This is a genomic window from Rothia uropygioeca (assembly GCF_004136585.1).
Classification (GTDB): Bacteria; Actinomycetota; Actinomycetes; order Actinomycetales; family Micrococcaceae; genus Rothia.
Genome location: NZ_NOIR01000001.1, coordinates 90,253 through 114,327 on the forward strand (window position 1 = coordinate 90,253; position 24,075 = coordinate 114,327).

At 59.3% G+C, this 24,075-nt stretch carries 24 protein-coding genes; 6 read left to right on the forward strand and 18 right to left on the reverse strand.

Translation table 11 applies throughout. From position 1 onward, the window contains the following. Nucleotides 1-8: 8 nt before the first annotated feature. The 5 genes from ligK to EWR20_RS00390 are packed head-to-tail and all read right to left on the reverse strand — an operon-like array spanning nucleotide 9 to nucleotide 5,211. Nucleotides 9-692, reverse strand: coding sequence for a 4-carboxy-4-hydroxy-2-oxoadipate aldolase/oxaloacetate decarboxylase (ligK, locus tag EWR20_RS00370; protein WP_129358245.1), 684 nt, complete (start codon nucleotides 690-692; stop codon nucleotides 9-11). After that, nucleotides 685-1,737, reverse strand: a complete 1,053-nt coding sequence (locus EWR20_RS00375; protein WP_129358246.1) for an amidohydrolase family protein — start codon at nucleotides 1,735-1,737, stop codon at nucleotides 685-687. The genes ligK and EWR20_RS00375 overlap by 8 nt, the downstream gene beginning before the upstream one ends. Continuing rightward, nucleotides 1,734-2,921 (reverse strand): 4-oxalomesaconate tautomerase, encoded by a 1,188-nt coding sequence (locus EWR20_RS00380; RefSeq protein ID WP_238147490.1) that lies wholly within the window; start codon nucleotides 2,919-2,921, stop codon nucleotides 1,734-1,736. The genes EWR20_RS00375 and EWR20_RS00380 overlap by 4 nt, the downstream gene beginning before the upstream one ends. Beyond that, nucleotides 2,918-4,279, reverse strand: a complete 1,362-nt coding sequence (locus EWR20_RS00385) for an MFS transporter (RefSeq protein ID WP_129358247.1) — start codon at nucleotides 4,277-4,279, stop codon at nucleotides 2,918-2,920. The genes EWR20_RS00380 and EWR20_RS00385 overlap by 4 nt, the downstream gene beginning before the upstream one ends. After that, the gene (locus EWR20_RS00390; RefSeq protein WP_129358248.1) at nucleotides 4,279-5,211 is read right to left on the reverse strand and encodes an amidohydrolase family protein; all 933 of its coding nucleotides are present in this window, start codon (nucleotides 5,209-5,211) and stop codon (nucleotides 4,279-4,281) included. The genes EWR20_RS00385 and EWR20_RS00390 overlap by 1 nt, the downstream gene beginning before the upstream one ends. Before the next feature lie 183 nt (nucleotides 5,212-5,394). Between EWR20_RS00390 and EWR20_RS00395 the strand changes: the two genes are divergently transcribed. Together EWR20_RS00395 and EWR20_RS00400 are read left to right on the forward strand one after the other, a co-directional pair. Further along, nucleotides 5,395-6,069 carry a GntR family transcriptional regulator gene (locus EWR20_RS00395; protein ID WP_238147491.1) on the forward strand — a complete coding sequence of 225 codons (675 nt, stop codon included), beginning with the start codon at nucleotides 5,395-5,397 and terminating at the stop codon, nucleotides 6,067-6,069. A 155-nt stretch (nucleotides 6,070-6,224) separates the two neighbouring features. Further along, nucleotides 6,225-7,583 carry an MFS transporter gene (locus EWR20_RS00400; protein WP_129358250.1) on the forward strand — a complete coding sequence of 453 codons (1,359 nt, stop codon included), beginning with the start codon at nucleotides 6,225-6,227 and terminating at the stop codon, nucleotides 7,581-7,583. Between the two features lie 21 nt (nucleotides 7,584-7,604). Here the strand turns inward: EWR20_RS00400 and EWR20_RS00405 are convergent, their stop codons facing one another. Continuing rightward, complete coding sequence (locus EWR20_RS00405) at nucleotides 7,605-8,099, reverse strand: GNAT family N-acetyltransferase (protein WP_129358251.1); 495 nt, start codon at nucleotides 8,097-8,099, stop codon at nucleotides 7,605-7,607. A gap of 154 nt (nucleotides 8,100-8,253) precedes the next feature. Here EWR20_RS00405 and EWR20_RS00410 point away from each other — a divergent pair, with 154 nt between their 5' ends. Both EWR20_RS00410 and EWR20_RS00415 read left to right on the forward strand, forming a co-directional pair. Then, on the forward strand, nucleotides 8,254-9,375 hold the full coding sequence (locus tag EWR20_RS00410) for an alcohol dehydrogenase catalytic domain-containing protein (protein ID WP_129358252.1): 1,122 nt from the start codon (nucleotides 8,254-8,256) through the stop codon (nucleotides 9,373-9,375). 83 nt (nucleotides 9,376-9,458) lie between these two features. After that, a complete protein-coding gene (locus tag EWR20_RS00415) occupies nucleotides 9,459-10,421 on the forward strand; it encodes an aldo/keto reductase (RefSeq protein WP_129358253.1) in 963 nt (320 codons plus the stop codon). A gap of 140 nt (nucleotides 10,422-10,561) precedes the next feature. On the opposite strand, the gene EWR20_RS00420 is transcribed toward EWR20_RS00415, so the two are convergent. The 12 genes from EWR20_RS00420 to EWR20_RS00475 form a co-directional block, all read right to left on the reverse strand. After that, on the reverse strand, nucleotides 10,562-11,680 hold the full coding sequence (locus EWR20_RS00420; protein WP_129358254.1) for a PLP-dependent cysteine synthase family protein: 1,119 nt from the start codon (nucleotides 11,678-11,680) through the stop codon (nucleotides 10,562-10,564). 356 nt (nucleotides 11,681-12,036) lie between these two features. After that, a complete protein-coding gene (gene dnaB / locus EWR20_RS00425) occupies nucleotides 12,037-13,392 on the reverse strand; it encodes a replicative DNA helicase (protein WP_129358255.1) in 1,356 nt (451 codons plus the stop codon). A gap of 434 nt (nucleotides 13,393-13,826) precedes the next feature. Then, a complete protein-coding gene (locus EWR20_RS00430) occupies nucleotides 13,827-14,975 on the reverse strand; it encodes a glycerate kinase (protein WP_238147492.1) in 1,149 nt (382 codons plus the stop codon). A 23-nt stretch (nucleotides 14,976-14,998) separates the two neighbouring features. After that, the gene (locus EWR20_RS00435; RefSeq protein WP_129358256.1) at nucleotides 14,999-15,415 is read right to left on the reverse strand and encodes a hypothetical protein; all 417 of its coding nucleotides are present in this window, start codon (nucleotides 15,413-15,415) and stop codon (nucleotides 14,999-15,001) included. A gap of 157 nt (nucleotides 15,416-15,572) precedes the next feature. Continuing rightward, complete coding sequence (gene rplI, locus EWR20_RS00440) at nucleotides 15,573-16,022, reverse strand: 50S ribosomal protein L9 (RefSeq protein WP_129358257.1); 450 nt, start codon at nucleotides 16,020-16,022, stop codon at nucleotides 15,573-15,575. Between the two features lie 21 nt (nucleotides 16,023-16,043). Then, nucleotides 16,044-16,280 (reverse strand): 30S ribosomal protein S18, encoded by a 237-nt coding sequence (gene rpsR, locus EWR20_RS00445; RefSeq protein ID WP_048680746.1) that lies wholly within the window; start codon nucleotides 16,278-16,280, stop codon nucleotides 16,044-16,046. An 84-nt stretch (nucleotides 16,281-16,364) separates the two neighbouring features. Beyond that, nucleotides 16,365-16,982: a single-stranded DNA-binding protein gene (locus tag EWR20_RS00450; protein WP_129359351.1), complete on the reverse strand. Its 618-nt coding sequence runs from the start codon at nucleotides 16,980-16,982 to the stop codon at nucleotides 16,365-16,367. An 89-nt stretch (nucleotides 16,983-17,071) separates the two neighbouring features. Next, entirely contained in the window at nucleotides 17,072-17,371 is a 300-nt protein-coding gene (gene rpsF, locus EWR20_RS00455) for a 30S ribosomal protein S6 (protein ID WP_129358258.1), read from the reverse strand. A gap of 214 nt (nucleotides 17,372-17,585) precedes the next feature. Continuing rightward, nucleotides 17,586-17,930, reverse strand: coding sequence for a TM2 domain-containing protein (locus EWR20_RS00460; protein ID WP_129358259.1), 345 nt, complete (start codon nucleotides 17,928-17,930; stop codon nucleotides 17,586-17,588). 166 nt (nucleotides 17,931-18,096) lie between these two features. Further along, complete coding sequence (locus tag EWR20_RS00465) at nucleotides 18,097-18,993, reverse strand: ABC transporter permease subunit (RefSeq protein ID WP_129358260.1); 897 nt, start codon at nucleotides 18,991-18,993, stop codon at nucleotides 18,097-18,099. A gap of 3 nt (nucleotides 18,994-18,996) precedes the next feature. Beyond that, entirely contained in the window at nucleotides 18,997-20,082 is a 1,086-nt protein-coding gene (locus EWR20_RS00470) for an ABC transporter ATP-binding protein (protein ID WP_129358261.1), read from the reverse strand. A gap of 226 nt (nucleotides 20,083-20,308) precedes the next feature. Continuing rightward, nucleotides 20,309-21,742, reverse strand: coding sequence for a CCA tRNA nucleotidyltransferase (locus EWR20_RS00475; protein ID WP_129358262.1), 1,434 nt, complete (start codon nucleotides 21,740-21,742; stop codon nucleotides 20,309-20,311). Between the two features lie 125 nt (nucleotides 21,743-21,867). On the opposite strand from EWR20_RS00475, the gene EWR20_RS00480 reads away from it, so the two are divergent. Together EWR20_RS00480 and murJ are read left to right on the forward strand one after the other, a co-directional pair. Further along, nucleotides 21,868-22,368, forward strand: a complete 501-nt coding sequence (locus tag EWR20_RS00480; protein ID WP_129358263.1) for an NUDIX hydrolase — start codon at nucleotides 21,868-21,870, stop codon at nucleotides 22,366-22,368. A 64-nt stretch (nucleotides 22,369-22,432) separates the two neighbouring features. Further along, entirely contained in the window at nucleotides 22,433-24,067 is a 1,635-nt protein-coding gene (gene murJ, locus EWR20_RS00485; RefSeq protein ID WP_129358264.1) for a murein biosynthesis integral membrane protein MurJ, read from the forward strand. The last annotated feature ends 8 nt before the right edge of the window (nucleotides 24,068-24,075 follow it).

The following is a 24,075-nucleotide window of genomic DNA, read 5'->3' on the forward strand; positions in this document are numbered from 1 at the left end:
GCCGGCAGTCAGTCCAGGTACGTCAGCCCGGCCGCCTCTAGCGGCTCGCGCATGGAATAGAGGTCAAGTCCCAGTGTTCCTTCCCGGAACTTCTGGCGCTTGGCCTCTTCCCGGTCTTCTCGCTCTTGGGCTGCACGGACCACCTGTTTCACACGGTCCTTCGGGACAACGACCACGCCGTCGTGGTCGGCAGCCACCACGTCTCCCGGATGAATGAGCGCATTCGCGCACACGACGGGAACGTTGACGGAGCCGAGTGTCGCCTTGATGGTTCCTTTGGAGTGGATCGCTCGGGCAAAGACCGGGAAGTCCATCTCTTCGAGTTCTCTGGTGTCCCGGCAGCCGCCGTCGATGACGAGGCCCTTGGCACCCTGGGCGCGCATCGACGTCGCCAGCAGCTCACCGAAGAATCCGTCTTCGCTCTCGGTCGTGCAACCGGCGACGACAATATCCCCTTCCTGCACCTGTTCCGCGGCAACGTGCAGCATCCAGTTGTCGCCCGGCTGAAGCAGGACCGTCACTGCCGGTCCGCACAACTTCGCCGAGGGGTAAATGGGCCGAATATAAGGGCGCAGGAGTCCCACGCGCCCCATGGCCTCGTGGATCGTGGGTACTTCGAACGCGCTGAGCGCTTCGACATCCTTCGCGTCGGGACGCTCAATAGCGGTGTGGACAACTCCGAGATCAAACATGGGGCACTTTCCCTTTCTCTTCCATTGCGGTGTTCTGACCGATGCGGCGGTCCAACCTCTTGTAGACCTTCCGAACATTGCGTTCGTAGATGTCTGCACGTTCCTCATCGTTCAACGGTGCCGCTGCAATGTAGCGAGCCGTATCGTCGAAGTAATGACCCGTTTCGGGATCCACGCCTCGTACGGCTCCGATCATTTCCGAGGCGAACAGGACATTCTGACGCGGGATAACGGAGAGAAGCTCATCGATACCGGGCTGGTGATAGACACAGGTGTCAAAGAAGACGTTGTTCAGCAAGTGCTCGTTCACAGTCGGTTTTTCGAGTGATTGCGCCAACCCTCGGAAACGACCCCAGTGGTAAGGGGCCGCTCCACCGCCGTGAGGAATAACGAGTTTCAGTTCGGGGAATCGAGAAAACAGATCGCCCTGGATCAGTTGCATCACGGCCGTGGTGTCAGCGTTGAGGTAGTGGGCGCCCGTGGTGTGGAACGCAGGATTGATCGACGTCGAGACGTGAATCATTGCGGGCAGTTCGTGTTCGATCAATTTCTCGTAGATCGGGAACCATGATTCGTCCGTGAGCGGCGGTGAGGTCCAATGTCCACCCGACGGGTCCGGGCTGAGGTTAACCGCGACGATGTCGTGCTCTTCCACGCATCGATCGATTTCCTCCACACATGTTGTGGGGTCGACTCCGGGCGATTGGGGCAGCATCGCAGCAGGAGCGAAACGCTCGGGGTAGAGTCTTGCGACTCGCGCGCAGAGGTCGTTGCAGATGCGCGCCCAGACGGAGGAGGTCTCGAAGTCTCCGATGTGATGCGCCATGAAGGAGGCCCTGGGCGAGAAGACCGTCAGATCGATTCCCCGCTCGTTCATGAGGCGAAGTTGGTTGCCCTCGATGCTTTCGCGGATCTCTTCGTCAGAGATCGAAGGGCCACCCGGATCGGGCTCCGGACCGCCGTCGAGCGCGGCGATCTGTTGTTCTCTCCACTGCCCCAGAGCCGCGGGGGCTGTCGTGTAGTGACCGTGGCAATCGATGATCATGATGTTCTCTCTTCCGTTTGCGATTGTCCGTCTGCGGGATTCCACACAGCCTGGGGTACGTATACGTGCCCGGACATCAGCAGGCGAGCTGTCCGGGTAATGCCTGCACGCTGCACATGGCCGTTTTCGGAAAGCTCCAAGTCAACGAGGAATTCGCCGCTGGGATGCTCGATCGATAAAACGCGTTCAAGCCCATCACCGGGTGTCGCCAGTCCGCTGACCACACTTCCGTCCATGCATGCGGCCGTCGCAACGGTCACCGCTGCCAGAACGCCTATGGACTCATGAGCCACGTGAGGTATGAAGCACCTCGTGGACAACGCACCTCCATTGCGGGGTTCCGCGATGAGTGTCATCTTGGGGTAGCTCTTGTCCCGCACGTCTCCCAAACCCATGCGCTCTGCGCTCTTCAATCGCAGCTCTTCAAGGAGGGCTTTCAAGGCGGCGTCCTCATTGAGCTCAGTCGGGTCCTCGTAACCTGACCGCGCCACGTCGCCTGCACGGATGAGGACCATGGGTTGGCCGTTGTCGATCATGGTCGTCTCGAGTTCCTGTCCGGAGTCCAAAACGACGGTGTCGCGCTCGTTCCCCGTGGGCAGGAGCGCCGATGCCACCGAACCTTCGGTGTCGCGGAACATGATCTCGATCGGGGAGGCAGTTCCACCGACTCCGTCGATCGCGGTATCGCCTTCGTACGCGACCTCGAAGTTCTGACGGTTTTCGTCCTCGGTCCGTGGGGTATGGACGGTGATCTCGGCGACCAATCCGGTATTGAGGGTTCGAACTACCGCGGTCGTCGTCTCGTCCGCGGGTGTGATGAGGCCAGTTTCCAGCGCATAGGGAACCACAGCCGAGAGCATATTTCCGCAGTTCGCGGTGGTCTGAACCCCCGTATTGCCTGGTTGGAGCTGCGCGAAGGTGAAGTCGAGGTCCACCCCATCCTCGTGAGAGGCGCTCACGATCCCGACCTTGCTCGTCAGGGGGTGTCCCCCGCCGATACCGTCCACTTGAAGGGGATGGGGGCTGCCCATCACGGCTGCGAGTACCCGGTCCCTAAGTTCTCGCTCGGTAGGGAGATCGGGTGCATAGAAGAACGGTCCGCGTGACGTGCCACCACGCATGAACAGTGTGGGGATGACCGTCTGGGAACCGGAGACCGGCTTGGACACGTTGGCAATGGTCACAGTGATAACTCCTCACTAGTCGTTTCCGGTTGGTCAGTAGGTCGAACCCGAGTCTTTCGGCCGAACAGGGCCAAAACAATCGCTCCGAAAATCCATGTTCCGGCGATGAAGAAGAAAACGGAGGAGTACCCCGAGGACCCGTAGATTGCTGCAATGATCAAAGGCCCGAGTGCGTTCGAGAGTCGCCCTATCCCATATGAGATGCCAGTTCCCAACGAACGAGTCCGGGTATCGAAGAGTTCGGGAGAGTAGGCGTACGCAAATGATGTGTATCCGCGTTCGAACATATTCACCAGGAATCCGAAGACGACGATCATGATTGGGTTGAAGGTCAAGCCGTACAGCAGCCCGCACAGACCGATGACGACGCCGAAGATCACAAGCAACCATTTGCGCTCGAATTTGTCGGTGATCAGTGCCGCCAGCAGGGAGCCGAGGGGAGCGCCGATAGTCGTCAGCGCGACGTAGAATATTGACTTTTCGACCCGGAATCCTTGGTCTGCAAGCAAAGTCGGGGCCCAACTGGAATAGCCGAAGAACCCAACGGTCTGCGTGATCCACAGGATGGACAAAACGAGCAGGGGCCCGATGTATCGCTTACGGAACAGCGTTCGAAGAGGGGTGTTCTCCGAGCGCCTCACTTCCTCTTGCGGCGGGGCCGGATCAGGTATGGATACGCCGGTTGCCGCTACCTGTTCCTCCATGCGCCGCAGGACGTCTTCTGCTTTTGTCAGCTTGCCTTTGCTCTCGAGCCAGGTCGGGGATTCCACGAGAGCCTTGAAGCCGAAAATGAGAATGGCACCGAGTGAACCCCACAGATAAACCAACCGCCAGCTGGAATCGCTCAACGGAACCACGAAGCTCGCAATAAATGTGGTCACTGGCGTTCCACAGATTCCGATGACCATCGCGTATGCCAGGTACCGCCCGCGGACTTTGGCCGGGAATACCTCGTTGACGTAGATGACGGCGATGACCGTCATGGCTGACAATCCGGCCGAGGTGAGGAACCTGAGGACGGCCATTGAAGTGAAGTCCCAAGCCGCAGCCGTCAACAGGGAAAACACCGAGAACCACACCGTAGTACTGATCAACGCAAACTTGCGTCCCCATTTGTCAGCCAACCAACCGCCGACCAGCGATCCCAGGAACATGCCGACGAAGGCGATTGAGGTTATATAGCCGACCTGGGGCACCGACAGCCCCCAAACCCGTCTGAGCTCAGGTGCCGTGGCAGCGAAGGTATTGATGTCGGCGAACTCGAAAAAGTATGCAACCGCGATCAAAGCGATCATGGTCTTGTGGAACCGGGAGACGGGCAGTCGGTTGATCCGGTGGATCGAATTTGCTGTCTGCATCAGTCCTCGTTTCCGAGGACATTGTCCGCCCAGTAGAGGTTTCTCGGGTTGTCGACCAACAAGGCTTGCTGGGATCGACCCGTTCCTGCAATCAGAGGAATGTAATTGAGGAGCACGGCGTCGTCCGGCATGTGCGTTTTCAGGTTGGGATGGGGCCAATCGGTCCCCCACAGGGCTCTCTGTGGGAACTCGTCAATGACTCGTCGCGCGAAGGGCACGACGTCGGTGTAGATCTGCTCTGCACCGTCTCGGGCGAAAGGCCCCTCCGCGGATAGGCGTTCGGGACAACTCACCTTGACCCAGGAACCGGTTCTGTCGACGAAACTCAAGAATTTTTCGAATTCGGAAGACTTGTCTCCTGCGGAGACCTCGGGCCTTCCCATGTGGTCGATGACCAGAGGTACGTCGATCTTCTCCAGCAGCGACTCGATATCCGGCAGCGAATCCGGCTCAAAGTACACCACGATATGCCAGCCGAATTCTTTGATCTTCGAGGCGACAGTCACCAGGTCATCGGATGGATCCTTGGCGACCAGTCGCTTGAGGAAATTGAACCTCACACCGCGGATTCCGCGTTCATGCATCATTGCGAGGTTCTGCTGAGTGATTTCGGGCCCCACCGTGGCTACGCCACGGGCAGTGTCTCCGAAGAATTCGAGCGCATCGAGCAACGCCGAGTTGTCACGGCCGTGGCAGGTCGCTTGGACGATCACGTTCCGCGAAAGCTCGAGTTTCTCCCGCAGTCGTTGAAGGTCCCGCTTCCCCGCATCGCACGGCGTGTACTTCCGTTCGGGTGCATAGGGGAACTCTGCCGCTGGGCCGAATACGTGACAATGAGCGTCCACCGCGCCGGGCGGCATCACGAAGGTCGGATTGCTGGGGTTGGGTTCCCAGTCAAGCCAGCCCGGAGTTTTGGTAAAGGTTTCAGGCATCTGAGCTGACCTCCTTGTCATGGGGATTACCCCGCAGATGCGATGTGGATTACATGAGCGTACATCGTAAACCTTATTGTTTACAATTCTGCAAACGATTGCGCGATGCACGCGGTAGACTGGAACGATCTGAGAGATTGTGTGACCAGAAGGAGAGCCGCCTTGCCGGAGGACAGCTCAGCTGTGACAAAAACGAAATATGCCCCAGGAAGCACAGGACGCACCCCGTCCACCTCAGCCCCACAGCTGGTCAGCCTGCTACGAGAGGCGATCATCTCCGGCCAGCTGGTTCCCAACCAGCGGCTTGTCGAAGCCGATTTGTCCGAAGAATATGGTGCTTCACGCGGCAATGTTCGCATCGCCCTGTCCGAGCTGAGCGTGGAGGGCTTGATCGAGCGTGTTCAGAATCGAGGGGCCCGAGTACGAGCCGTGTCAGTCAACGAAGCCGTCGAAATCACCGAGGTTCGCGGCGCGATCGAGGCCATGTGCGCCAGGAAGGCCGCCGAAAAGGCGACCAGTGAGAACATCTGCGAACTGCGCTCCATTGCGGAACGGATGACCCAGGCGGTCGAGACGGGACATCTCAACGAATATTCTCAGTGCAATAAAGAACTCCACGCGCTGATCATGGACATGAGTGGGCAGCGGACCGCCGCCGAGACCATCAAACGGCTACGCGGCCAAGCTGTGAGATACCAATTCAGACTCTCGAACCACCCGGGCCGCCCGAGCACATCCTTGCCTCAGCACCTTGCGATCATCGAGGGCATATGCAGCCATGACCCCGACGCCGCCTCACTGGCGATGAGTCGTCATCTCGACAGCGTCGCGGAGGCCATCAGGGCCACCGATATCTGAACTCGCCCACGGGTGTTCGCATAGTTAACTAAATTGTTGACAATATGTATGTGTCCTGATTCACTGATCCTCGATGCGAACCTCTGGCGAGCCACGTGAGAGGACTCGTATCCCCAGGGCCTCAAGGAGGAGGCTCATGTATTGAAGGGGATCTCATGACGACTCACGACCTTGCACCGCGCACACAGCGGATTACCAATAACAGGGCCTTCACCATAGTTCTGTCCCTGTGTTGGGTAGCCATCTTCTTCGACGGCATCGACACATTCATGTACGGGTCGACCATCCCGACCATGACGGCCGACGATGGATTCCACATGACGGCGGCGCACGCCGGAAATATCGGTTCCTTCGCGACCTTCGGCATGCTAGTTGGCGCCCTAGCCATCGGCGTCATTGCGGATACGATCGGGCGCCGCTGGAGCATCATTCTGTGCTCGACGATCTTTTCGGTTTCTTCAGCGGGGTGTGCCCTTGCCGCGACCGCCACGACATTCGGGGTATGGCGCACGATCGCCGGTTTCGGGCTCGGCGGCTTGCTTCCGACGGCCATCGCGATGGTCTCCGAATTTGCCCCCGATCGCGTACGAAATTTCTCCGTGGGCCTCGTGATGACCGCGCACCAAGCCGGCGGAATCGTCGCACCCTTGCTGTGCCTGTACATGTTGCCCACATTGGGGTGGCGTTCGATCTACTGGGTTGGCGTCCTCCCTTTGATTGTGCTGGTCCCCCTGGTTCTTGCAATGTTGCCCGAATCGCCCACATTTCTCGTCGCCAAGGGCCGCATGGACAAGGCGCGAGCCCTCGCAGAACGCTTCGATCTGATCGTCCCGCTCGAAAAAACGACCATCAAGAAACGCGGGGGGACTTTCGGCCAGAACTTCGCCAAGTTGTTCCGTGGCCGCAACGCCGTCGTGACGCTCTTGTTCTGGCTCGGATCTTTCGGCGGACTTCTTCTGGTTTACGGCATGAGCACGTGGCTGCCTTCGCTCATGGAGTCCCTGGGGTTCGATCTCGGAAACTCTCTGGTGCTGTTGTGCCTCATTAACGCGGGTGGAATTGTGGGTACGCTCGTCGCTGGCAAGATATCGGACAAGTGGGGCCCGGTTCGAGTCTCGATGCTGTGGTTTTTCCTCACTGCGGTCGGTGTCTGCGCCATGGGTATCAAGTCGAGCATGCTGGTCACTTACGTCCTTGTCTTCGTCACCGGAATCTTCTTGTTCAGCGCGCAGATCATGATCTATGCGGCCGTCTCTCACGTGTTCCCGACGGAGTCCCGCGCCACTGCGCTTGGACTGACGACAGGCATGGGTCGATTCGGTGCAGTGTTCGGGCCGTGGATGGGTGGGCAGCTCTTCGCTCTCGGATTGGAAAAGTGGGGCTTCGTCGCCTTCGGTATTTTCGGGGTCACTTCAGGAGTCATGATGCTCCTGATCTATCTGGTCCTGCGAACCCACGGAGGAAAGACCAAAGAGGCCACGGAAGCGGAGAACGTCGTCATCCAGGCGGGATAGACGCACGACCCGCGGGGATCGTCACGACTGGGCGAACTGCTCCAGCGCGTCCCCGGTCAACCTGTACGTATCCCATTCGTCCTGAGGGAAGGCACCCAAGCTCTTGTAGAAGCCAATCGACGGTTCGTTCCATTTCAGGACACACCATTCGACGCGCTTGTATCCTCGATCGATGGCCGTCTGTGCCAGGCTGCGCAATAGCGCCTTACCAGCGCCGGAGCCCCGGGAATCTTCACGAACGAAGAGATCCTCCAAGTAGATTCCGTGGACTCCTTCCCAGGTCGAGTAGTTCAGGAACCACAGGGCGAAGCCGTCGATTCGATGACCCGAACCTGCAGGCGCTTCGGCGACGTACACAAAAACGGCCGGATGTTCAGCAAAAACATCGTTCGCCAGCTTTTCCTCGGTAAGTTTCACGGCATCCGGCTCTTTTTCGTACACCGCAAGCTCCACGATGAGCTGACGGATTTCCGCGATGTCCTCCGGAACGGCTGAACGAATGACGGGACTCGACATACTGACCTCTGTGATTGATGAGTACTGGGCTTGCAGAATATCGGAGCCATAAGGGGCTCTACCAATTCGCCCGGCCCGTCAATGTGTGCCGAGCACCTCGGTTTCACGGGAGTAGCGTGTGATCTGGAACAACATAGCCAATGGAGGAATCAGCATGAAAATCCGCGGAGCCGTACTCACGACGTCGGATGCCCAAGGACCATTCGCCCAGTCCCGCCCTCTGCACATCCGCGAGCTCGAATTGGATCCGCCCCAAGAAGGCGAAGTGCTGCTCCGCATGACCGCAGCGGGCGTCTGCCATTCCGATCTGTCCGTCGTGGACGGAAACCGCCCCCGACCCGTACCGATGCTGCTGGGTCACGAGGGCGCGGGGATCGTGGAGGAAATCGGCGAAGGAGTCACCGAACTGGAGCCCGGCGATCATGTCGTCACCGTGTTCCTGCCTCGATGCGGAGAGTGCAAGAACTGCCAAACCAACGGCAAGTTGCCGTGCAGCCGGGGCCTGGAATCGAATAATGCCGGATATCTTCCCGGAGGCGGCCCACAGATTCGCCTCCACGATCCCGAGGGCGGCGATGTCTTCCATCACATCGGCGTTTCGGCTTTCGCCACACATGCCGTCGTCAATCAGGCGAGCGTAGTCAAGGTCGGTTCGGACCTTCCGCCGGAAGCGGCCGCTCCTCTCGGGTGCGCGGTCCTGACCGGCGGAGGCGCCGTCATCAATGCGGGCGAACCTCGGGACGGCGACTCGATCATGGTCGTAGGACTCGGTGGTGTCGGGATTGCCGCACTGTTGACCGCTATCGGCCTCAAGAAGGGCAGTGTCATCGGGGTGGACGCCAATCCGGACAAATTGACCCGAGCCCGCCAGCTGGGGGTCGATGCCGCCTATACCCCCGAGGAAATCATGGAACAGTCGATCAAGGCCGACCTCGTGATCGAAGCGGCCGGTCATCCCAAAGCTTTCGAGACCGCTTTCAACTCCACGGCGTTGGGCGGGCGCACGGTCACGGTGGGGTTGCCTCACCCTGAGGCAGAATCTGTCATCCATCCCCTATTGCTAACTTCGGAAGCGCGCACCGTAGTCGGCAGTTACCTCGGATCCGCGGTGCCGTCCCGCGATATCCCCAAATACGAGGAGCTGTGGAGAAAAGGCGAGCTGCCCGTGAACGAGCTGATTTCCGACCGGATCAAGCTGGAGGATATCAACGAAGCCATGGATACACTGGCCAACGGCCAGGCCGTCCGCCAAATCATCCTCTTCGACGAGGCGTAGTTTCCGGGAGGCTCCGGAATATTTGTCGCGCACCACATCGTTGTTCCCGTGAAGGACCTAGTTTCTGGTTAAAAGGAGTATCCATGGCTGAGTTCAAGCGCATCCCCCGTACCGACCTTTCCGTCTTCCCCATCAATCTGGGTGGCAACACCTTCGGCTGGACTTCGGACCGGCAGCAGTCATTCGATGTCCTGGACGCCTTCGTGACCGCAGGCGGCAATTTCATTGATACGGCCGACGTCTACTCCGCATGGGCCGAAGGTCACTCTGGCGGCGAATCAGAGACGGTACTCGGCGAGTGGTTGAAGGCTCGGGACAACAGGGGCAACGTCGTCATCGCGACCAAGGCAGGCAGCCACCCTGAGCATTCCGGTCAGGCTCGTGAAACAGTTTTCGCGGCTATCGATGACTCGTTGAAGCGGCTCCGCACCGACTACGTGGACTTGTTCTACGCGCACTTCGACGACGAATCCGTCTCGATCGAGGACCAGGCCAGGACATACCACGAGATCGTGGAGTCGGGTAAGGCCAAGAACATCGGTCTGTCGAATTACAGCCCTGAACGAATGAACCGCTGGTTCGAATACGCGACGGCTGAGGGACTGACCGTGCCCGTAGCAATTCAGCCTCACTACAACTTGCTCAAGCGCAAGGGCTTCGAACAGGAGTATGCCCCGATCGCTCGCAAGTACGAGACTGCGGTGTTCCCGTACTTCGCATTGGCTTCGGGATTCCTCAGCGGTAAGTATCACAGCAAGAGCGACCTCGAAGGCGCAGCCCGCAAAGGCATGATCGACGACTATTTTGCGAACGCGAGCCTCGACAGCGGAGTCGAGGTCGTATCCGCACTGGAGGAGGTAGCGGCGGATCACGACGCCGAGGTCACGAGCGTAGCCCTGGCATACCTGCTCGCAAAGGGAATCACGGCTCCAATCGCTTCCGCCCGCAATACCGACCAACTTCCGGCCGTGATGGCGGCGGCGTCTCTCGATCTGGACGACGCCGAAGTGTCGCATCTCGATGAGGTCTCGGCACCCTTCGCCTGATCCTGCGGGACTGCTCTGCGAACCGGCGCCCGCACTTCCCACGCCTCGAGCCGCACTGGCTGCATGGGGGCGATTACCCGCGCCCCACGAGACGGTGGCCGATCAGGACTGACCCCGCGGGCGCCCAAGGCCAAATAGAGTTAGAGCCGGCCCGTACGCATGAATTCCTCGAGCCGCGCACTATGGACCTCAACGTCGAATCCCGCGTCACTCAGCCAATCGAGGTTGTAGTACTTGTCGAGGTAGCGGTCGCCGGAATCGCATATGAGGGAGACGACGCTGCCGCGCTCCCCCGCGGCCACCATGTCCGAGACGATCTTCAGGGCGGCATAGAGCCCGGTACCCGTTGAGCCACCCGCCTTGCGGCCGATGAGCCGTTCGAGCAGAAGGATCGCCGCAACACTGGCGGCGTCCGGGATGTGCATCATGCGGTCGATACTCGCGGGCATGAAGCTGGCCTCAACACGTTGACGACCGATTCCCTCGATCCGCGAGCCCTTGTCCGTGGTCGCATCCGGGTTCTGGTCCCGCCATCCTGCGAAGAAGGCCGAGTTGTCCGGATCCGCCACACAGATACCCGTCGAGCGCCCGGTGTATCGAACGTACCTGGCCAGTGTGGCCGACGTACCGCCGGTACCCGCAGTAGCCACGATCCATGCGGGCTCGGGATGCGGCTCCAGCCGTAGCTGGTTGAAAATCGATTCGGCGATGTTGTTGTTCCCCCGCCAGTCGGTGGCCCTCTCGGCGTAGGTGAATTGATCCATGTAGTGCCCGTCCGTCTCGCGGGCCAGCTCCGTGGCCCTGGCATAGACCTGGTCCGGGCTGTCCACAAAGTGGCATTTTCCACCGTAGGACTCGATCAGCTCTACCTTACGAACGCTCGTCGTCTTCGACATCACGGCAATGAAGGGGACGCCGATCAGGCGGGAAAAGTGGGCCTCCGAGACCGCGGTCGATCCGCTGGATGCTTCGACCACGGGCTTGTTTGGGCGGATCCAGCCGTTGCACAGGGCATGCAGGAATAAGGACCGTGCCAGCCTGTGTTTGAGGGACCCCGTCGGGTGGCTGGATTCGTCCTTGAGGTACAGGTCAACGCCCCACTCTTCGGGCAACGGTACACGGATCATGTGCGTGTCGGCCGAACGCTGAGCATCGGCCTGGACCGCCTTGATGGCCTCGGCGGTCCAGCGTCGAGTGTCATTGCTGTACCGGTTGATGTCTTCCACCACGGTCTTTGAACCGGGATCCTGGCTAGTCATGGGGTTGTCCCTCCGTGCGACCTGAAACTCGTTGAGATAGTTACACATCGTAAGGCCAGCGAACCGAAATACTGGGGAGGCCCACCGTCATCCACCTTCCGACCGGGCACAAGAACCATGTCTCTGTGCCGACGCCCGGTGGGCTCGTGAGAACACCTCTTGACGAGTGTGCCGATTGCGGCGGTGCGATCTGAGTTGGCCGATCTCCCCGGGAACTTCGTTGCTTCGACGTTCTGCACCTCGCTTCCAGCCTGCGATTGGGAGCCAGACCAATAGTCTGGGAAATCTGTCTATTCGACGCGTCGCGGTCGTCGTATGCAACCGTGTGGCTGGGTCATACAGTGCAGGTCATTTACCTAGAACCCGCTCCCATCGTTGGCCATATTCGCGAACCTGGAGTAGTGGCCCTGGAAGGCGACGGTAATGGTCTTGGTCGGACCGTTACGGTGCTTCGCCACGATCACGTCGGCCTCGCCGGCACGCGGTGACTCTTTGTCGTAGATGTCCTCACGGTGCAGGAGGATGACCATGTCGGCGTCCTGCTCGATCGAACCGGACTCACGAAGATCCGAAATCATGGGTTTCTTGTCATTGCGCTGTTCCGAACCACGGTTAAGCTGCGACAGCGCAATCACCGGAACCTCGAGTTCTTTCGCAAGGAGTTTCAGCGAACGCGAGAACTCCGAGACCTCCTGCTGACGGGATTCAACGCGTTTGCCCGAGGACATGAGCTGCAAGTAGTCCAGGACCACCAACTGAAGATTGTTCTTCTGCTTCAGACGGCGGCACTTGGCACGGATCTCCATCATGGACATATTCGGCGAATCGTCGATGAACAGCGGGGACTTGTCCATTCGCCCCATGACCTCGGCAATCTTCGACCACTGGCTGTCTTCCAGAGAACCTCGTCGCAGGTCGGAAAGATTCAAGGACGCCTCGGCGGACAAGAGACGCATTGCAATCTCGTTGCGGGACATCTCCAAAGAGAAAATCACGCTGGCCATGCTGTGGTGGATGGAGGCCGACCGCGCAATGTCCAAGGCGAGCGTTGACTTGCCCACGGCGGGTCGTGCCGCGACGACGATCATCTGGCCGCCCATCAAACCGTGTGTGAGTTCATCCAGCTCGTAGAATCCCGTCGGCACGCCCTGCATGCCGTCGGTCTTGTCCCCATTGGCTTCGATCTCTTCGACCGTCTCACCGATGATGTCCTTGAGGATCACGTAGTCCTCGGAAGTTCTTCTCTCGGCAACCTGATAGACCTCGGCCTGGGCCTGGTTGACGACGTCGTCGACCTCGCCATCTTGCGAATAGCCCAATTGGACGATTTTGGTACCGGCTTCGACGAGCCGCCGCAGTACAGCCCGTTCTCGAACGATATCGGCATAGAATCCGGCGTTTGCGGCGGTGGGCACCGAAGAAATCAGGGTGTGGAGATAGGCGGCCCCGCCCACACGACTTAATTCACTGCGCTTGGTCAGTTCGTCAGCGACCGTGATGGCGTCGGCGGGCTCCCCCTTGCCGTAAAGGTCGATAATCGCGTCGTATATGGACTCGTGCGCCGGGCGATAGAAATCCACGCCGCGTAGTACTTCGACGACGTCGGCGATGGCGTCCTTGGAAAGCATCATGCCACCGAGCACAGACTGCTCAGCGACATTGTCCTGGGGCGGGGTGCGCCCGAAATCCTGTTCCTGGACCGCTTCAGACATCGATGTTGGTCTCCTCTTCTCGGCCGGGACGGCCAAGACTACGTACTCGGTTGGTCTTCATGCTTCCGGAATCTCTGTGCAGTGCTGGGGCGTTGTTCGCCGGATTCTCAGGTGTTCCGGGACGAGAACCCGTCCCATCCGCCAGAAAATATGGATACGGTCGAGGCTTCGAAATCCCTCTTCTCCCCCAAGGAATCTTAGCCCTGTGGATAACTTGTGCATAAAGCTCTTCGTGTTGTGGAGGTATTGGGGACAACCCTGTGGGTAATTCAAGATAGCAAGACTCGAAGCCCGGAATCTCGCGGAAATAGACGCCCACAGCCTGTGTATAACTATCGACATCCTTCCCTAGCCTCACCTCTCACTTGAGGGTTGAAGGTTCGAAATCAACCCGTTGCACCCAAGTTATCCACAAGTAGTCTACCGTTCGCGCCCTAGAGCCTTGTGGCTATTTTCCGTCCCAGGTCCTCCATGAGCGGAAGCGGGTCGGCAATGCAGCGCCGGACATCCGGGTCCACATCGGTCAGCGCGAAGAGCTCTTCGATCCCGACGGAACGAACTTGCTGATCGGATAGGTCCGATGTTCCGCACACTGCGACGGTTCTCACCCCGGCCTCGCGAGCCCGCTCGGATACTCGGGCGGGCGCCTTTCCTTGGAGGGTCTGAGAATCGAACCGTCCCTCCCCAGTAATCACGAGATCCGCACCCTTGAGAGCGTCGTCGAACCCCACCAGGTCAAGGACCAGATCGGCACCAGACTGCATCGCGCCGCCGAGGACGGCAGTCGAGGCGAAACCAAGACCGCCTGCAGCTCCTGCTCCCGAAATCGAAGAGAAGGCCCCGGGCTGTGCCCCCATCGCTTCCTCGATGAGCTCGGCATACCGACCTAGGGCAGCATCCAGGGCCGGAACCTGGTCCTCTCCTACACCCTTCTGCGGCCCGTAGACCGCCGCGGCCCCTTCGGCTCCGCAGAGCGGATTGGTGACGTCAGAGGCGATGATGAATTCGGTCTCTGCTATCCGATCGTCCAAGCCCTCCAACGTGACGGACGCGATCTCGGCCAGGCCGGCACCACTCGGATCAACGGTTGCTCCCTCTCGGGTGAGCAACCGTGCGCCCAGAGCGGCCAGCATGCCTGCGCCGCCATCGGAGGTGGCACTTCCGCCCAGCCCCAGAATGATCTTACGAGCGCCTTGGTCCAAAGCGGCTGAGATGAGCTGGCCTACGCCGTCCGTCCTGGCGGTGGTGCCATCAATGGCCCCGGAGTCGACCCCGTGAGCATCCACCAGTCGAAGCCCGCAGGCTTCGGCCACCTCGAGGACCGCGGTCCGGCTGACGGGGTCGAAAGCGTATGCAGCCTCCGTGGGGACGCCATACGGGCCGGAAACGCAACATATATGCTTTTTATAGGATATAGACAATGCGGCATCTATGGTTCCGTCTCCCCCGTCTGCCACGGGAACCGGCACGATGTCTACACCCGGACCCAGATCACCAACAATCCCGCGGCTTAATGCACCGGAGATATCGGATGCCGTGGCCGATCCTTTGAACTTGTCGCAAGCGATCACGATACGTGTCATGGCTATTTCCTCTCGCCCAGTCCTCAGGCGACCCCGGTCGTGGCGACCATGATCAGGATGAGCGGGTTGGTCACGATCGAGATGATCAGAAGCAACAGGTTGAGGATCTTGCGGCGTCTGTACTTGAACAGCCCAAAGAGGGAGAGAAAACTTGCGAACGCTCCTGCAATCGAGGAAACGACCAGGCATACCAGAAAGAACCCGAGAACGAATGAGTTGGTTCCGGTGTTACCGGCAACGAATCCGAGGACAATCAACAGGATCGCGCCGATCCAAAACGCAGTGGCTATGACCAGCAGCTTGGTGCTCGGCAACCAGTCCAAGCGTTTCCTCTTTCGGCCGTTCCACGCGAAACGACCTCGGGCCCCCTCCGCACGGGCGTCGTCGCTCGCCTCGTCCCACATCGTGTCCCAGTCGGTCTGATTCTCACTATGCGCCATAACCTCATCTTTTCACGGGATTCTTAGGGCGAGCTTTGCCCTTGCGGACCGGTTATACAACGATGCCCGGCATCTCCCCGCGGGGAGATGCCGGGCATCACATGATGCGGGGTTTGCGGCGCTTTAATGCAGGCGCCCGCGACCCCCGCTCATGGAACTAGGACGCGACGACGTCCAGCTCGACGCTTGCAACAACGTCTTCATGAAGACGAACGGCCACAACGTGGCGGCCGGTCCTCTTGATGTTGTTCTCGATGGTCACGGCGCGCTTGTCGACGGAGCCGAGACCAGCGGCCTCGATCGCGTCCGCAATTGCGGCGGGCTTGACGGTGCCGAAGAGGCGACCCTCTGCACCAGCCTTGACCGGAACGCTCACGGTTGCTGCGGAGAGCTTCTCCGCTTGAGCCTGTGCGTCCTCGAGGTTGTGCTGCGCACGTGCGGAACGAGCCTGACGGATCGACTCGATCTGGCGCTCGCCTCCCTTGCTCCACACCACGGCGAAGCCGCGGGGCAGAAGGTAGTTACGCGCGTAGCCGTCCTTGACCTCAACAACGTCGCCAGCGGCACCGAGGCCGTTGACTTCCTGAGTCAGAATGATCTTTGCCATGTTCTTCTACTCTCCTTCTCTTTAGCGGCCAGCGCCGGAGTAGGGCAACAGAGCAACTTCGCGGGCGTTCTTGATAGCTTGTGCGATTTTGCGCTGTTCCTGCACGGTCACGCCGGTGACGCGACGCGCACGGATCTTGCCGCGGTCGGAGATGAACTTGCGCAGGAGAGCGACGTCTTTGTAATCGATCTCGGTGACTTCAGCAGCCTTGAGCGGGTTCTGCTTTGGTTTGGGCTTGCGAATTTCAGCCTTAGCCATCGTGGTGCTCCTTAATTGTTGTGGAGCCCGCAGGTTTCACACCGCGGGATGGGTTAATAAATGATGCGGAGGGTGCGCTCCGGTTTAGAACGGCGGTTCGTCGTCCTGACCAGCACTCCAGTCGTAATTTCCTCCGGAGTTCTGGCCCCAAGGATCCGCTGCGGGCGCCTGCTGGCCGCCTCGCGAATTGCCCTGGTTGAATCCATTGCCGCCGTACCCATTGGAGCCTCCGGAGTTGCCTCCGAAACCTCCCTGGTTACCGCCCGCGTCGTTGCCCTGGTTGAAGTTATTTCCACCGGGCCCGCCCTGGCTGCCTCCGAAGTTTCCTCCTCCGGAGCGCTGGTTGCGATTGACCGACGCTGTGGCGAAACGGAGCGAGGGGCCGATGTCATCGACGTCCAGCTCCATTGAGGTGCGGCGTTCGCCCTCCTTGGTTTCATACGACCGAGCTTTGAGTCGACCCTGTGCGATGACACGTTGTCCCTTGGTCAGGGATTCGGCAACATTTTCCGCAGCCTCACGCCAGATCGAGCAACGAAGGAACAGGGCTTCCTGGTCCTTCCACTCGCCGCTCTGACGATCGAAAACGCGCGGAGTCGAGGCGATCGTGAAGTTCGCGACTGCAGCACCCGAGGGGGTGAACCGCAGTTCAGGGTCGGCGGTGAGGTTTCCGACAACCGTGATGATGGTTTCTCCAGCCATCATGACCTCCTGAGTCGTATTGAATATTGTTTCCAGTCAAGCACCGGTGACGACCCGGAAGGGCCGAATCCGGCGAATTTGTGGAAACTTTAGGAGATCTTCTGCTCTTCCGGGCGGATGATCTTGGTGCGCATGATGGACTCGTTCAAGTTCAGAACGCGGTCCAGTTCCTTGGCAACATCGGGCTCAGCAGTGAAGTTGACGACGGCGTAGATGCCTTCGGACTTCTTCTGGATCTCGTAGGCCAGTCGGCGACGACCCCAGATGTCGATGTTCTCGATGGTGCCGTTGCCATTGCGGACAACTTCAAGGAACTTGTTGAGGGTCGGCTCAACGGCGCGATCGTCAACCTCGGGGTTGATGATGGCCATGAGTTCGTATTCACGCATGTTTGAACCCACCTCCTTTGGTCTTTGGCGGCTACGGTATTTCCGTAGCAGGAGGTTCGCTTGTGCGTTGCCTACGCGCTCGGGGATTGTCCGAGTCGGCACAGGCTTGACCAAGTTTACAGCACGTGCCGTTCCCTGGCACCCATGGTGGGACCCAATTCACGACGCCGCGCCGTAAAGCGGTACCGCTTCGGAGAAGGCCGCTCCCGTCCGGCTAGAACCGTCGGTTGTTGTTGATCCGTGCCGTCTCACTCGCATTGATGATCCCGACCCTGAAAGGGATCGTGAACAAGTCGATGAACATCAACAATCCCAAAAGGATGAAGAAGAAGTATCCGACGATGACCGGGGCCAGCAACCAGCCCAGGCCGTGGAGGATCAGGTAGAAGATCCCCATGAACGGCGCCCGGAGGTAGAACTTGTGGATTCCGAAAATCCCCAGGAAAAACCACAGGACGTAGGAGAGGATCACGCTTTTCCTCACCACGTAGACCGGTCCTGGATTGTGCCCTCCGCTCATGTATTGCGGCGTGTGGTGTTCGGGCCTCGGGTGGCTCATAGCCCTCCTCCGTAAAGATTTTGGTCGCGTCACCAGCGTATCGCTTGAAAATTGAACCTGGATCGGTCGTTCACTGTCCGCATGTGTACAGAGATACAGCAATGGCGACGGGTTGGTCCCATCGCCATTGCTCGTGAGATTCCGACGCTTTCGCCGGTACCTCGGTTTACTTCGGGTCGCGCTGGGTGAAGGAGAAATACCCCAGAATCAGCGGGACGACGCACCAGACCGCGTACCAGGCACCGGAAGCAACGTACTTCGGGTCCTGCATCGGTTCGAGGGGGTTGGTCAGGTTGGCCGTCAGCGCAGACGGAATGTAGCTCTGGAAGTCCCGAACCCATTCCCACTGGAACGGCATCAGAAGGAGCGGAAGGATGAACAGTAGAACAACCAGAATGACGATTGCTCCCGCGTTATTCCGAATAATCGCACCGATGCCGATGCCCATCCATGCAGTCAGCACGAACACGAGGATCAGGCCGAGGATATTCATCAGGGTCTGTTCCTCGAAGAGACCGAACGTGATATTCATGTCCGACGTCGAGAGCACCCACTGGCTCACCGCCCATGCCAGGACACCGGAGACGATCGCTGTGATCGCTGCGATGAGTGTGATCTGGACGGTCTTGGCCACATAGACCATTCCGCGTTTGGGCGCCGCAGTCAGGGTCGAAATGACCGACTTCGTGCCGAATTCTGAGGCAATGAAGACCACGGCCATCGACGCAAGAATGATGTAACCGAAGACGTATCCCGAATCCACTGCCTGGCGTGCGAATTCGGCCGGGTCACCTAGTTGCAGATAGTACTGGGGGATCTCTTTGCCCTTGGTCATGGCGTCATGCAACGAGTCCGCATAGTCCATGGCCTGGACCGCGGTCAGCGCGGCGAAACCGATCATGATCAGCGCCGTAATGATCATCAGCACCCAGCTGGATACCAAGGTACGGAATTTGAGCGCCTCTGATCTCAGAACACCGAGGAAGGACAACTTGTACTTAGGAGTTTTTGAGCGCGCGGGCTCAGCGGCCCGCGCATTATGTGTTTCTACAGTGGAGCTCATTGCTTACTTCTCCTCCTGATTCCAGGGGGTCGCCTGTTCGGTGGAGTGGGCAGGTTCGTAGCCGTCATCCTGGGTGGCGGGAGCGACCGTCGGGTTGGACGCGGTGTGTGCACCGCCCGATGCCCGGTCACTTTCGGAGCCGGAGTCTGCGACCGAACCGGCCGCCGCCGAGCCAAGACCCGCATTCGGATCGGAAGAGCGGTACTCGACCGAATCGCTGGTCATGGACATGTACACCTGCTCCAGGCTGGCCTTCTGGGGAGTGATCTCCCACAGCAAGACACCCTGGGACTGAGCACGCTGAGCGACCTCACGGCCGTTGGCGCTCACGAGGAGGGCGTCGTCGTCCTGCTTCTGGACTGCTACCTGATCCTGTCGAAGGGCCTCCGCGAAACTTTCCGGATTGTCGGTGCGAACCAGAACGTGATCCTCGCCGGTTTGATTGAGGAATTCCTTCAACGGCTGGTCCGCGAGGACTTTGCCCTGCCCGATCACGATCAGGTGGTCCGCAGTCTGGGACATTTCCGACATCAAGTGGGAGGACAGGAAGACGGTCTTTCCCTCGGAAGCGAGGAACCGCGCCATCTGGCGCACCCAAATGACACCCTCGGGGTCGAGACCATTGACCGGTTCGTCCAAAATGACGGTGCTGGGATCGCCGAGAATCGCCGTGGCAATTCCGAGACGCTGGCCCATACCGAGTGAATAGCCGCCAACCTTCTTCTTCGCGGCGCTGCTCAACCCGGTGATTTCGATGACTTCGTCCACACGGGAATTCGGAATGCCGTGAGTGCGGGCCAAAGCACGGAGATGGTTGACACCGCTGCGCCGGGGATGGACTGCACGTGCCTCGAGCAGCGCACCGACCGAGGTCAGCGGCGAAGACAAATGACTGTACTTTTTACCGTCCACAAGGGCACTGCCCGTTGTGGGTTTCTCAAGCCCGAGGATCATACGCATCGTTGTGGATTTACCGGCGCCGTTCGGCCCGAGGAACCCTGTGACTTTTCCCGGCTGAACCGTGAAAGAAACGTTGTCAACGGCGCGCTTGGACCCATACTGCTTGGAGAGGCCAGAGACCTCGATCATGGTGGCTCCTTCCTAACCCGGAGAGCCCGGGTCTAACGTCGTCTCACCCCACCCTATAAGCAAATTCCTCCTCGTTCCCTGAAAACTCAAGCAACGAGGGCGATTTCATACCAGAGTATGAATGTGGGTAGAGCTGGCTGTACTCCTGAGGAAACCCCGAAAAGACCGAACACGCCCCCATCCCGAGAAAACTCTCTGCCGTTTCAGGCGATCAAGCTGTAGAGCGCTAAGCCATTTCCTGGCCGCCGCGGTTCTGTTCCGCCCACCATTTCTTCAGGCGACGCGCAGCCTCGTCCTCACCGAGCTTCCCCTCATCCAGCCGCACATTCAGAAGAAAATTATATGCCTTGCCGACCATAGGTCCCGGTGCAATGCCCAGAATATCCATGATCTGCTGACCATCCAGGTCCGGTCGCATGGCTTCCAGTTCTTCCTGTTCGGCCAATTCGGAAATCCGCCGTTCCAGGTCGTTGTACGCGCGGCCGAGCCGTTGGGCCTTCTTCTTGTTCCGGGTCGTCACATCGGAGCGGGTCAGCCTATGGAGCCTCTCCAGCTGGTCGCCCGCATCGCGAACGTAGCGTCGAACTGCGGAATCGCTCCATCCGGCGTCCCCGTATCCGTAAAAGCGCATGTGGAGTTCGATCAGGCGGGCAACGTTCTTGATCGTCTCGTTGTCGAAACGCAGAGCGCGCATCCTTTTCTTGACCAGTTTGGAGCCGACGACGTCGTGGTGTCGGAAACTGACCGTGCCATTGTCTTCGAGCTTCCGGGTACCCGGTTTGCCGATGTCATGCATGAGCGCGGCGAAACGCAAAGTGAAGTCTGGTGACGGAACCGGGCCGTCATCGTCAGTCTCCAAATCCTTCGCCTGCATCAGCACTGTGAGGGAGTGTTCGTAGACATCCTTGTGGTGGTGTTGGGCGTCAGTCTCCAGCTGCAGGGCAGGCACTTCGGGAAGAACATAGTCAGCAAGGCCGGTGCTCACCAGCAGTTCGACTCCGCGCCGCGGGTTCTTGCCAACGATCAACTTGATCAGTTCATCCCGCACACGCTCGGCGGAAATGATGTCGATGCGAGCAGCCATATCCGTCATCGCCGCAACCAATTCCGGCGCCGGGTCGATGTCGAGCCGGGAAACGAATCTCGCGGCTCTCATCATGCGAAGAGGGTCATCGGAGAAAGAGTCCTCGGGAGTACCCGGCGTCCGCAGAATATTGGCCGAAAGGTCCTGAATGCCGCCGTACGGGTCCACGAGTTCAAGACTTGGCAGTCGCAAGGCCATGGAGTTGATGGTGAAGTCTCGCCGGAAGAGGTCGTCCTCGAGTCTCCTGGCGAATGCCACCGTCGGTTTCCGGGAATCGGGGTCGTATGCCTCGGCCCTGTAGGTTGTCACCTCGATCATCGCGTCACCTTTGCGCAACCCGATGGTTCCAAAGGCCCTGCCGATCTCCCAGTGGGCATCGGCCCATTCTCGGGCGACGTCGAGCGTCTCATCCGGTGTCGCGTTGGTTGTGAAGTCCAGGTCCAGCGCGGCCGATCCAAGGAACAGATCCCTCACGGGGCCACCCACCAGGGACAGCTCAAAACCCCGATCCTCGAAGAGTTTTCCGAGGTCCAGAGCTGCGGGGTGAATTGAGGAGCTGTCAAAGAGGTTAACCATAGTCCTTAAAGCGTGCCAGAAAACCGCGGCATCAGTGGGGTCGAAGCGCGGACATGACCCCGGAGTCTAGGTCACACACTCGTGCTCTCAGCACGTGTCAAGGAGTAACTCTGTAAGGTGGACATATGACTTTTCCAGTACCCCGGGCACCGAAGAAGCGGGCTTTCACCCCGCCTTCCCCCTTGCCCACGGTGGAAGAAGTCTCTGCCGGGGGCATAGTCGTCGATCTGAAGACCTCTGGGCAACCCGTAGCGATCATTGCCCGCATCAACCGTGGCGGACGTCTGGAATGGTGCCTCCCCAAAGGCCATCCCGAGGGTCAGGAGACCAATGAGGAGGCCGCCTGTCGAGAGATCGAAGAGGAGACGGGCATCGCGGGAAATGTGCTGGCACCCTTGGGCTCCATTGATTATTGGTTCACGGTTTCCGGGCACCGCGTCCACAAGACCGTGCACCACTTCTTGTTGGAAGCTACGGGCGGGTATCTGACTACGGAGAAGGACCCGGATCACGAGGCCATCGACGTCGCCTGGTCCAACATCGACGACTTGGGGCGTAAACTCTCGTTTCCGAACGAACGTAGGATTGCGGATATCGCTCGGGAATACATCATCCACCAGATCTAGAACCGTGTGGGCTGGGTTCCGGGCCGGTGCCGATCCCAAACTTCATCGATAGGGCTTAGCAAATATGGCACGAACTGGTGCTCGATCTAGCGCCATTATGGCCGCGGGAACGATGGTTTCTCGCCTCCTGGGCTTCGTCAAGACCATGCTCTTGGCCATCGCTATTGGCGCCTCGACGACGACCGGTAACGTCTTCGCCCTCGCCAATACACTGCCGAACTTGATCTACGTGCTCGTCGCCGCAGGCGTATTCAACGCGGTCCTGGTTCCCCAGATCATCAAGGCGTCCAAGAAGCCGGACGGCGGCGCCGACTACATTTCCCGATTGCTGTCCCTGGCCATCATCGGCTTGTTTGTCATTACGGCAATCGTCGTCCTCTGCGCGCGCCCGATCATCAGCATCATGGCCAACGACTGGTCCCAGGAAAAGATCGACTTCGGGACGACATTCGCCCTGTGGTGCTTCCCGCAGATCTTCTTCTACGGCCTGTATACGGTAGTCGGCCAGATCCTCAACGCTCGCGGCGCTTTCGGCGCCTACATGTGGGCTCCTGTCCTCAACAACGTGGTCGCGATCGCCTCGCTGCTGGTGTTCATAGGCTTGTTCGGATCCTGGGGTACAGCGCATCATGATCCCTCCAACTGGAGCGGGGAGAAAACATTTTGGCTTGCGGGAATGGCGACGATCGGCGTCATGGCACAAGCCCTGATTCTGTTTATTCCGCTCAAGGCATTGAAACTCGGCCTCGGTATCAAACTCGGCTGGCGGGGCATCGGACTGGGAACGGCGGCTCGTATCGGCAGCTGGACCCTAGCAACGGGCGTCGTTGCGAATCTTTCTTTCCTCTTCTTGGCCCGTATTGCCACCAGGCCTGAGGGGTCCCAACAGGATTTCAGCCACCCGATCGCGGGCAACAATGTGCTCGATCAGTCGACCATGTTGTACCAGCTTCCCCACGGCGTCATCGGCTTGTCGATCGCAACCGTGCTCTTCAACGAAATGTCCCGCTACGCGGACAACAACGACAACGCCTCACTCGTGGAAACCCTTTCACGCGGCCTTCGGGTCGCTTCGGTCGCGACCATCTTCTGCGCCGTGGCGCTGATCGTTTATGCCGGACCGATCGGGATGCTCTTCGGTGGTGGCGATCCCGCCCAAGGTGCTGTGATCGGCCAGGTGATTTCCGTGATTGCTCTCGGCGGTCCGTTCCTGACCATCGCTTTCATGATGGGACGCGCCTTCTACGCGCACGAAGACGCCAAGACACCATTGATCAACCAAGCGATTTCTGCGGTGATCGTGATCATCCTGGGATTCACGGTCGGCAAATTGCCGCCTCAATACATTGTTTTCTGTCTGGCCGGTCTATACGCGATGCAGAATATATTGGCAACGTTGCTCTTCCACCGGGGGTTACGCCGATGGCTCGGCGATTACGATCTGGCCAGCATCGTCAAGACTCACCTTCGGGTTACCGTTTCTGCGATTGTCGCCGGAGTCGTCGGCTTCGTCGTTCTTCACCTGATGGGCGGCGGAGCCTTTGGCGGCTTCGCCTGGCACAGTCAGATCACGGCTTTTGTCACGATTCTGATCGGCGGTTTGATCATGGGTGTGGTCTACTTCGGGGCCCTACGAGTTTTCCACGTTCGGGAGCTGGACAGCGTTCTCAAACCTCTGAAGGCACGTCTAGGCAGGTAGTTCGGACC

Bases quoted from the DNA above. Each gene is read 5' to 3' on its own strand.
- dnaB (WP_129358255.1), bottom strand. From the start codon at position 13,392: ATGTCTGAAGCGGTCCAGGAACAGGATTTCGGGCGCACCCCGCCCCAG.
- EWR20_RS00430 (WP_238147492.1), bottom strand. From the start codon at position 14,975: ATGACACGTATCGTGATCGCTTGCGACAAGTTCAAAGGATCGGCCACG.
- EWR20_RS00470 (WP_129358261.1), bottom strand. From the start codon at position 20,082: ATGATCGAGGTCTCTGGCCTCTCCAAGCAGTATGGGTCCAAGCGCGCC.
- ligK (WP_129358245.1), bottom strand. From the start codon at position 692: ATGTTTGATCTCGGAGTTGTCCACACCGCTATTGAGCGTCCCGACGCG.
- EWR20_RS00385 (WP_129358247.1), bottom strand. From the start codon at position 4,279: ATGCAGACAGCAAATTCGATCCACCGGATCAACCGACTGCCCGTCTCC.
- EWR20_RS00480 (WP_129358263.1), top strand. From the start codon at position 21,868: ATGACTTTTCCAGTACCCCGGGCACCGAAGAAGCGGGCTTTCACCCCG.
- EWR20_RS00400 (WP_129358250.1), top strand. From the start codon at position 6,225: ATGACGACTCACGACCTTGCACCGCGCACACAGCGGATTACCAATAAC.
- EWR20_RS00375 (WP_129358246.1), bottom strand. From the start codon at position 1,737: ATGATCATCGATTGCCACGGTCACTACACGACAGCCCCCGCGGCTCTG.
- EWR20_RS00410 (WP_129358252.1), top strand. From the start codon at position 8,254: ATGAAAATCCGCGGAGCCGTACTCACGACGTCGGATGCCCAAGGACCA.
- EWR20_RS00465 (WP_129358260.1), bottom strand. From the start codon at position 18,993: ATGAGCTCCACTGTAGAAACACATAATGCGCGGGCCGCTGAGCCCGCG.
- EWR20_RS00420 (WP_129358254.1), bottom strand. From the start codon at position 11,680: ATGACTAGCCAGGATCCCGGTTCAAAGACCGTGGTGGAAGACATCAAC.
- EWR20_RS00435 (WP_129358256.1), bottom strand. From the start codon at position 15,415: ATGGCGCATAGTGAGAATCAGACCGACTGGGACACGATGTGGGACGAG.
- rpsR (WP_048680746.1), bottom strand. From the start codon at position 16,280: ATGGCTAAGGCTGAAATTCGCAAGCCCAAACCAAAGCAGAACCCGCTC.
- EWR20_RS00450 (WP_129359351.1), bottom strand. From the start codon at position 16,982: ATGGCTGGAGAAACCATCATCACGGTTGTCGGAAACCTCACCGCCGAC.
- murJ (WP_129358264.1), top strand. From the start codon at position 22,433: ATGGCACGAACTGGTGCTCGATCTAGCGCCATTATGGCCGCGGGAACG.
- rplI (WP_129358257.1), bottom strand. From the start codon at position 16,022: ATGGCAAAGATCATTCTGACTCAGGAAGTCAACGGCCTCGGTGCCGCT.
- EWR20_RS00405 (WP_129358251.1), bottom strand. From the start codon at position 8,099: ATGTCGAGTCCCGTCATTCGTTCAGCCGTTCCGGAGGACATCGCGGAA.
- EWR20_RS00460 (WP_129358259.1), bottom strand. From the start codon at position 17,930: ATGAGCCACCCGAGGCCCGAACACCACACGCCGCAATACATGAGCGGA.
- rpsF (WP_129358258.1), bottom strand. From the start codon at position 17,371: ATGCGTGAATACGAACTCATGGCCATCATCAACCCCGAGGTTGACGAT.
- EWR20_RS00415 (WP_129358253.1), top strand. From the start codon at position 9,459: ATGGCTGAGTTCAAGCGCATCCCCCGTACCGACCTTTCCGTCTTCCCC.
- EWR20_RS00475 (WP_129358262.1), bottom strand. From the start codon at position 21,742: ATGGTTAACCTCTTTGACAGCTCCTCAATTCACCCCGCAGCTCTGGAC.
- EWR20_RS00390 (WP_129358248.1), bottom strand. From the start codon at position 5,211: ATGCCTGAAACCTTTACCAAAACTCCGGGCTGGCTTGACTGGGAACCC.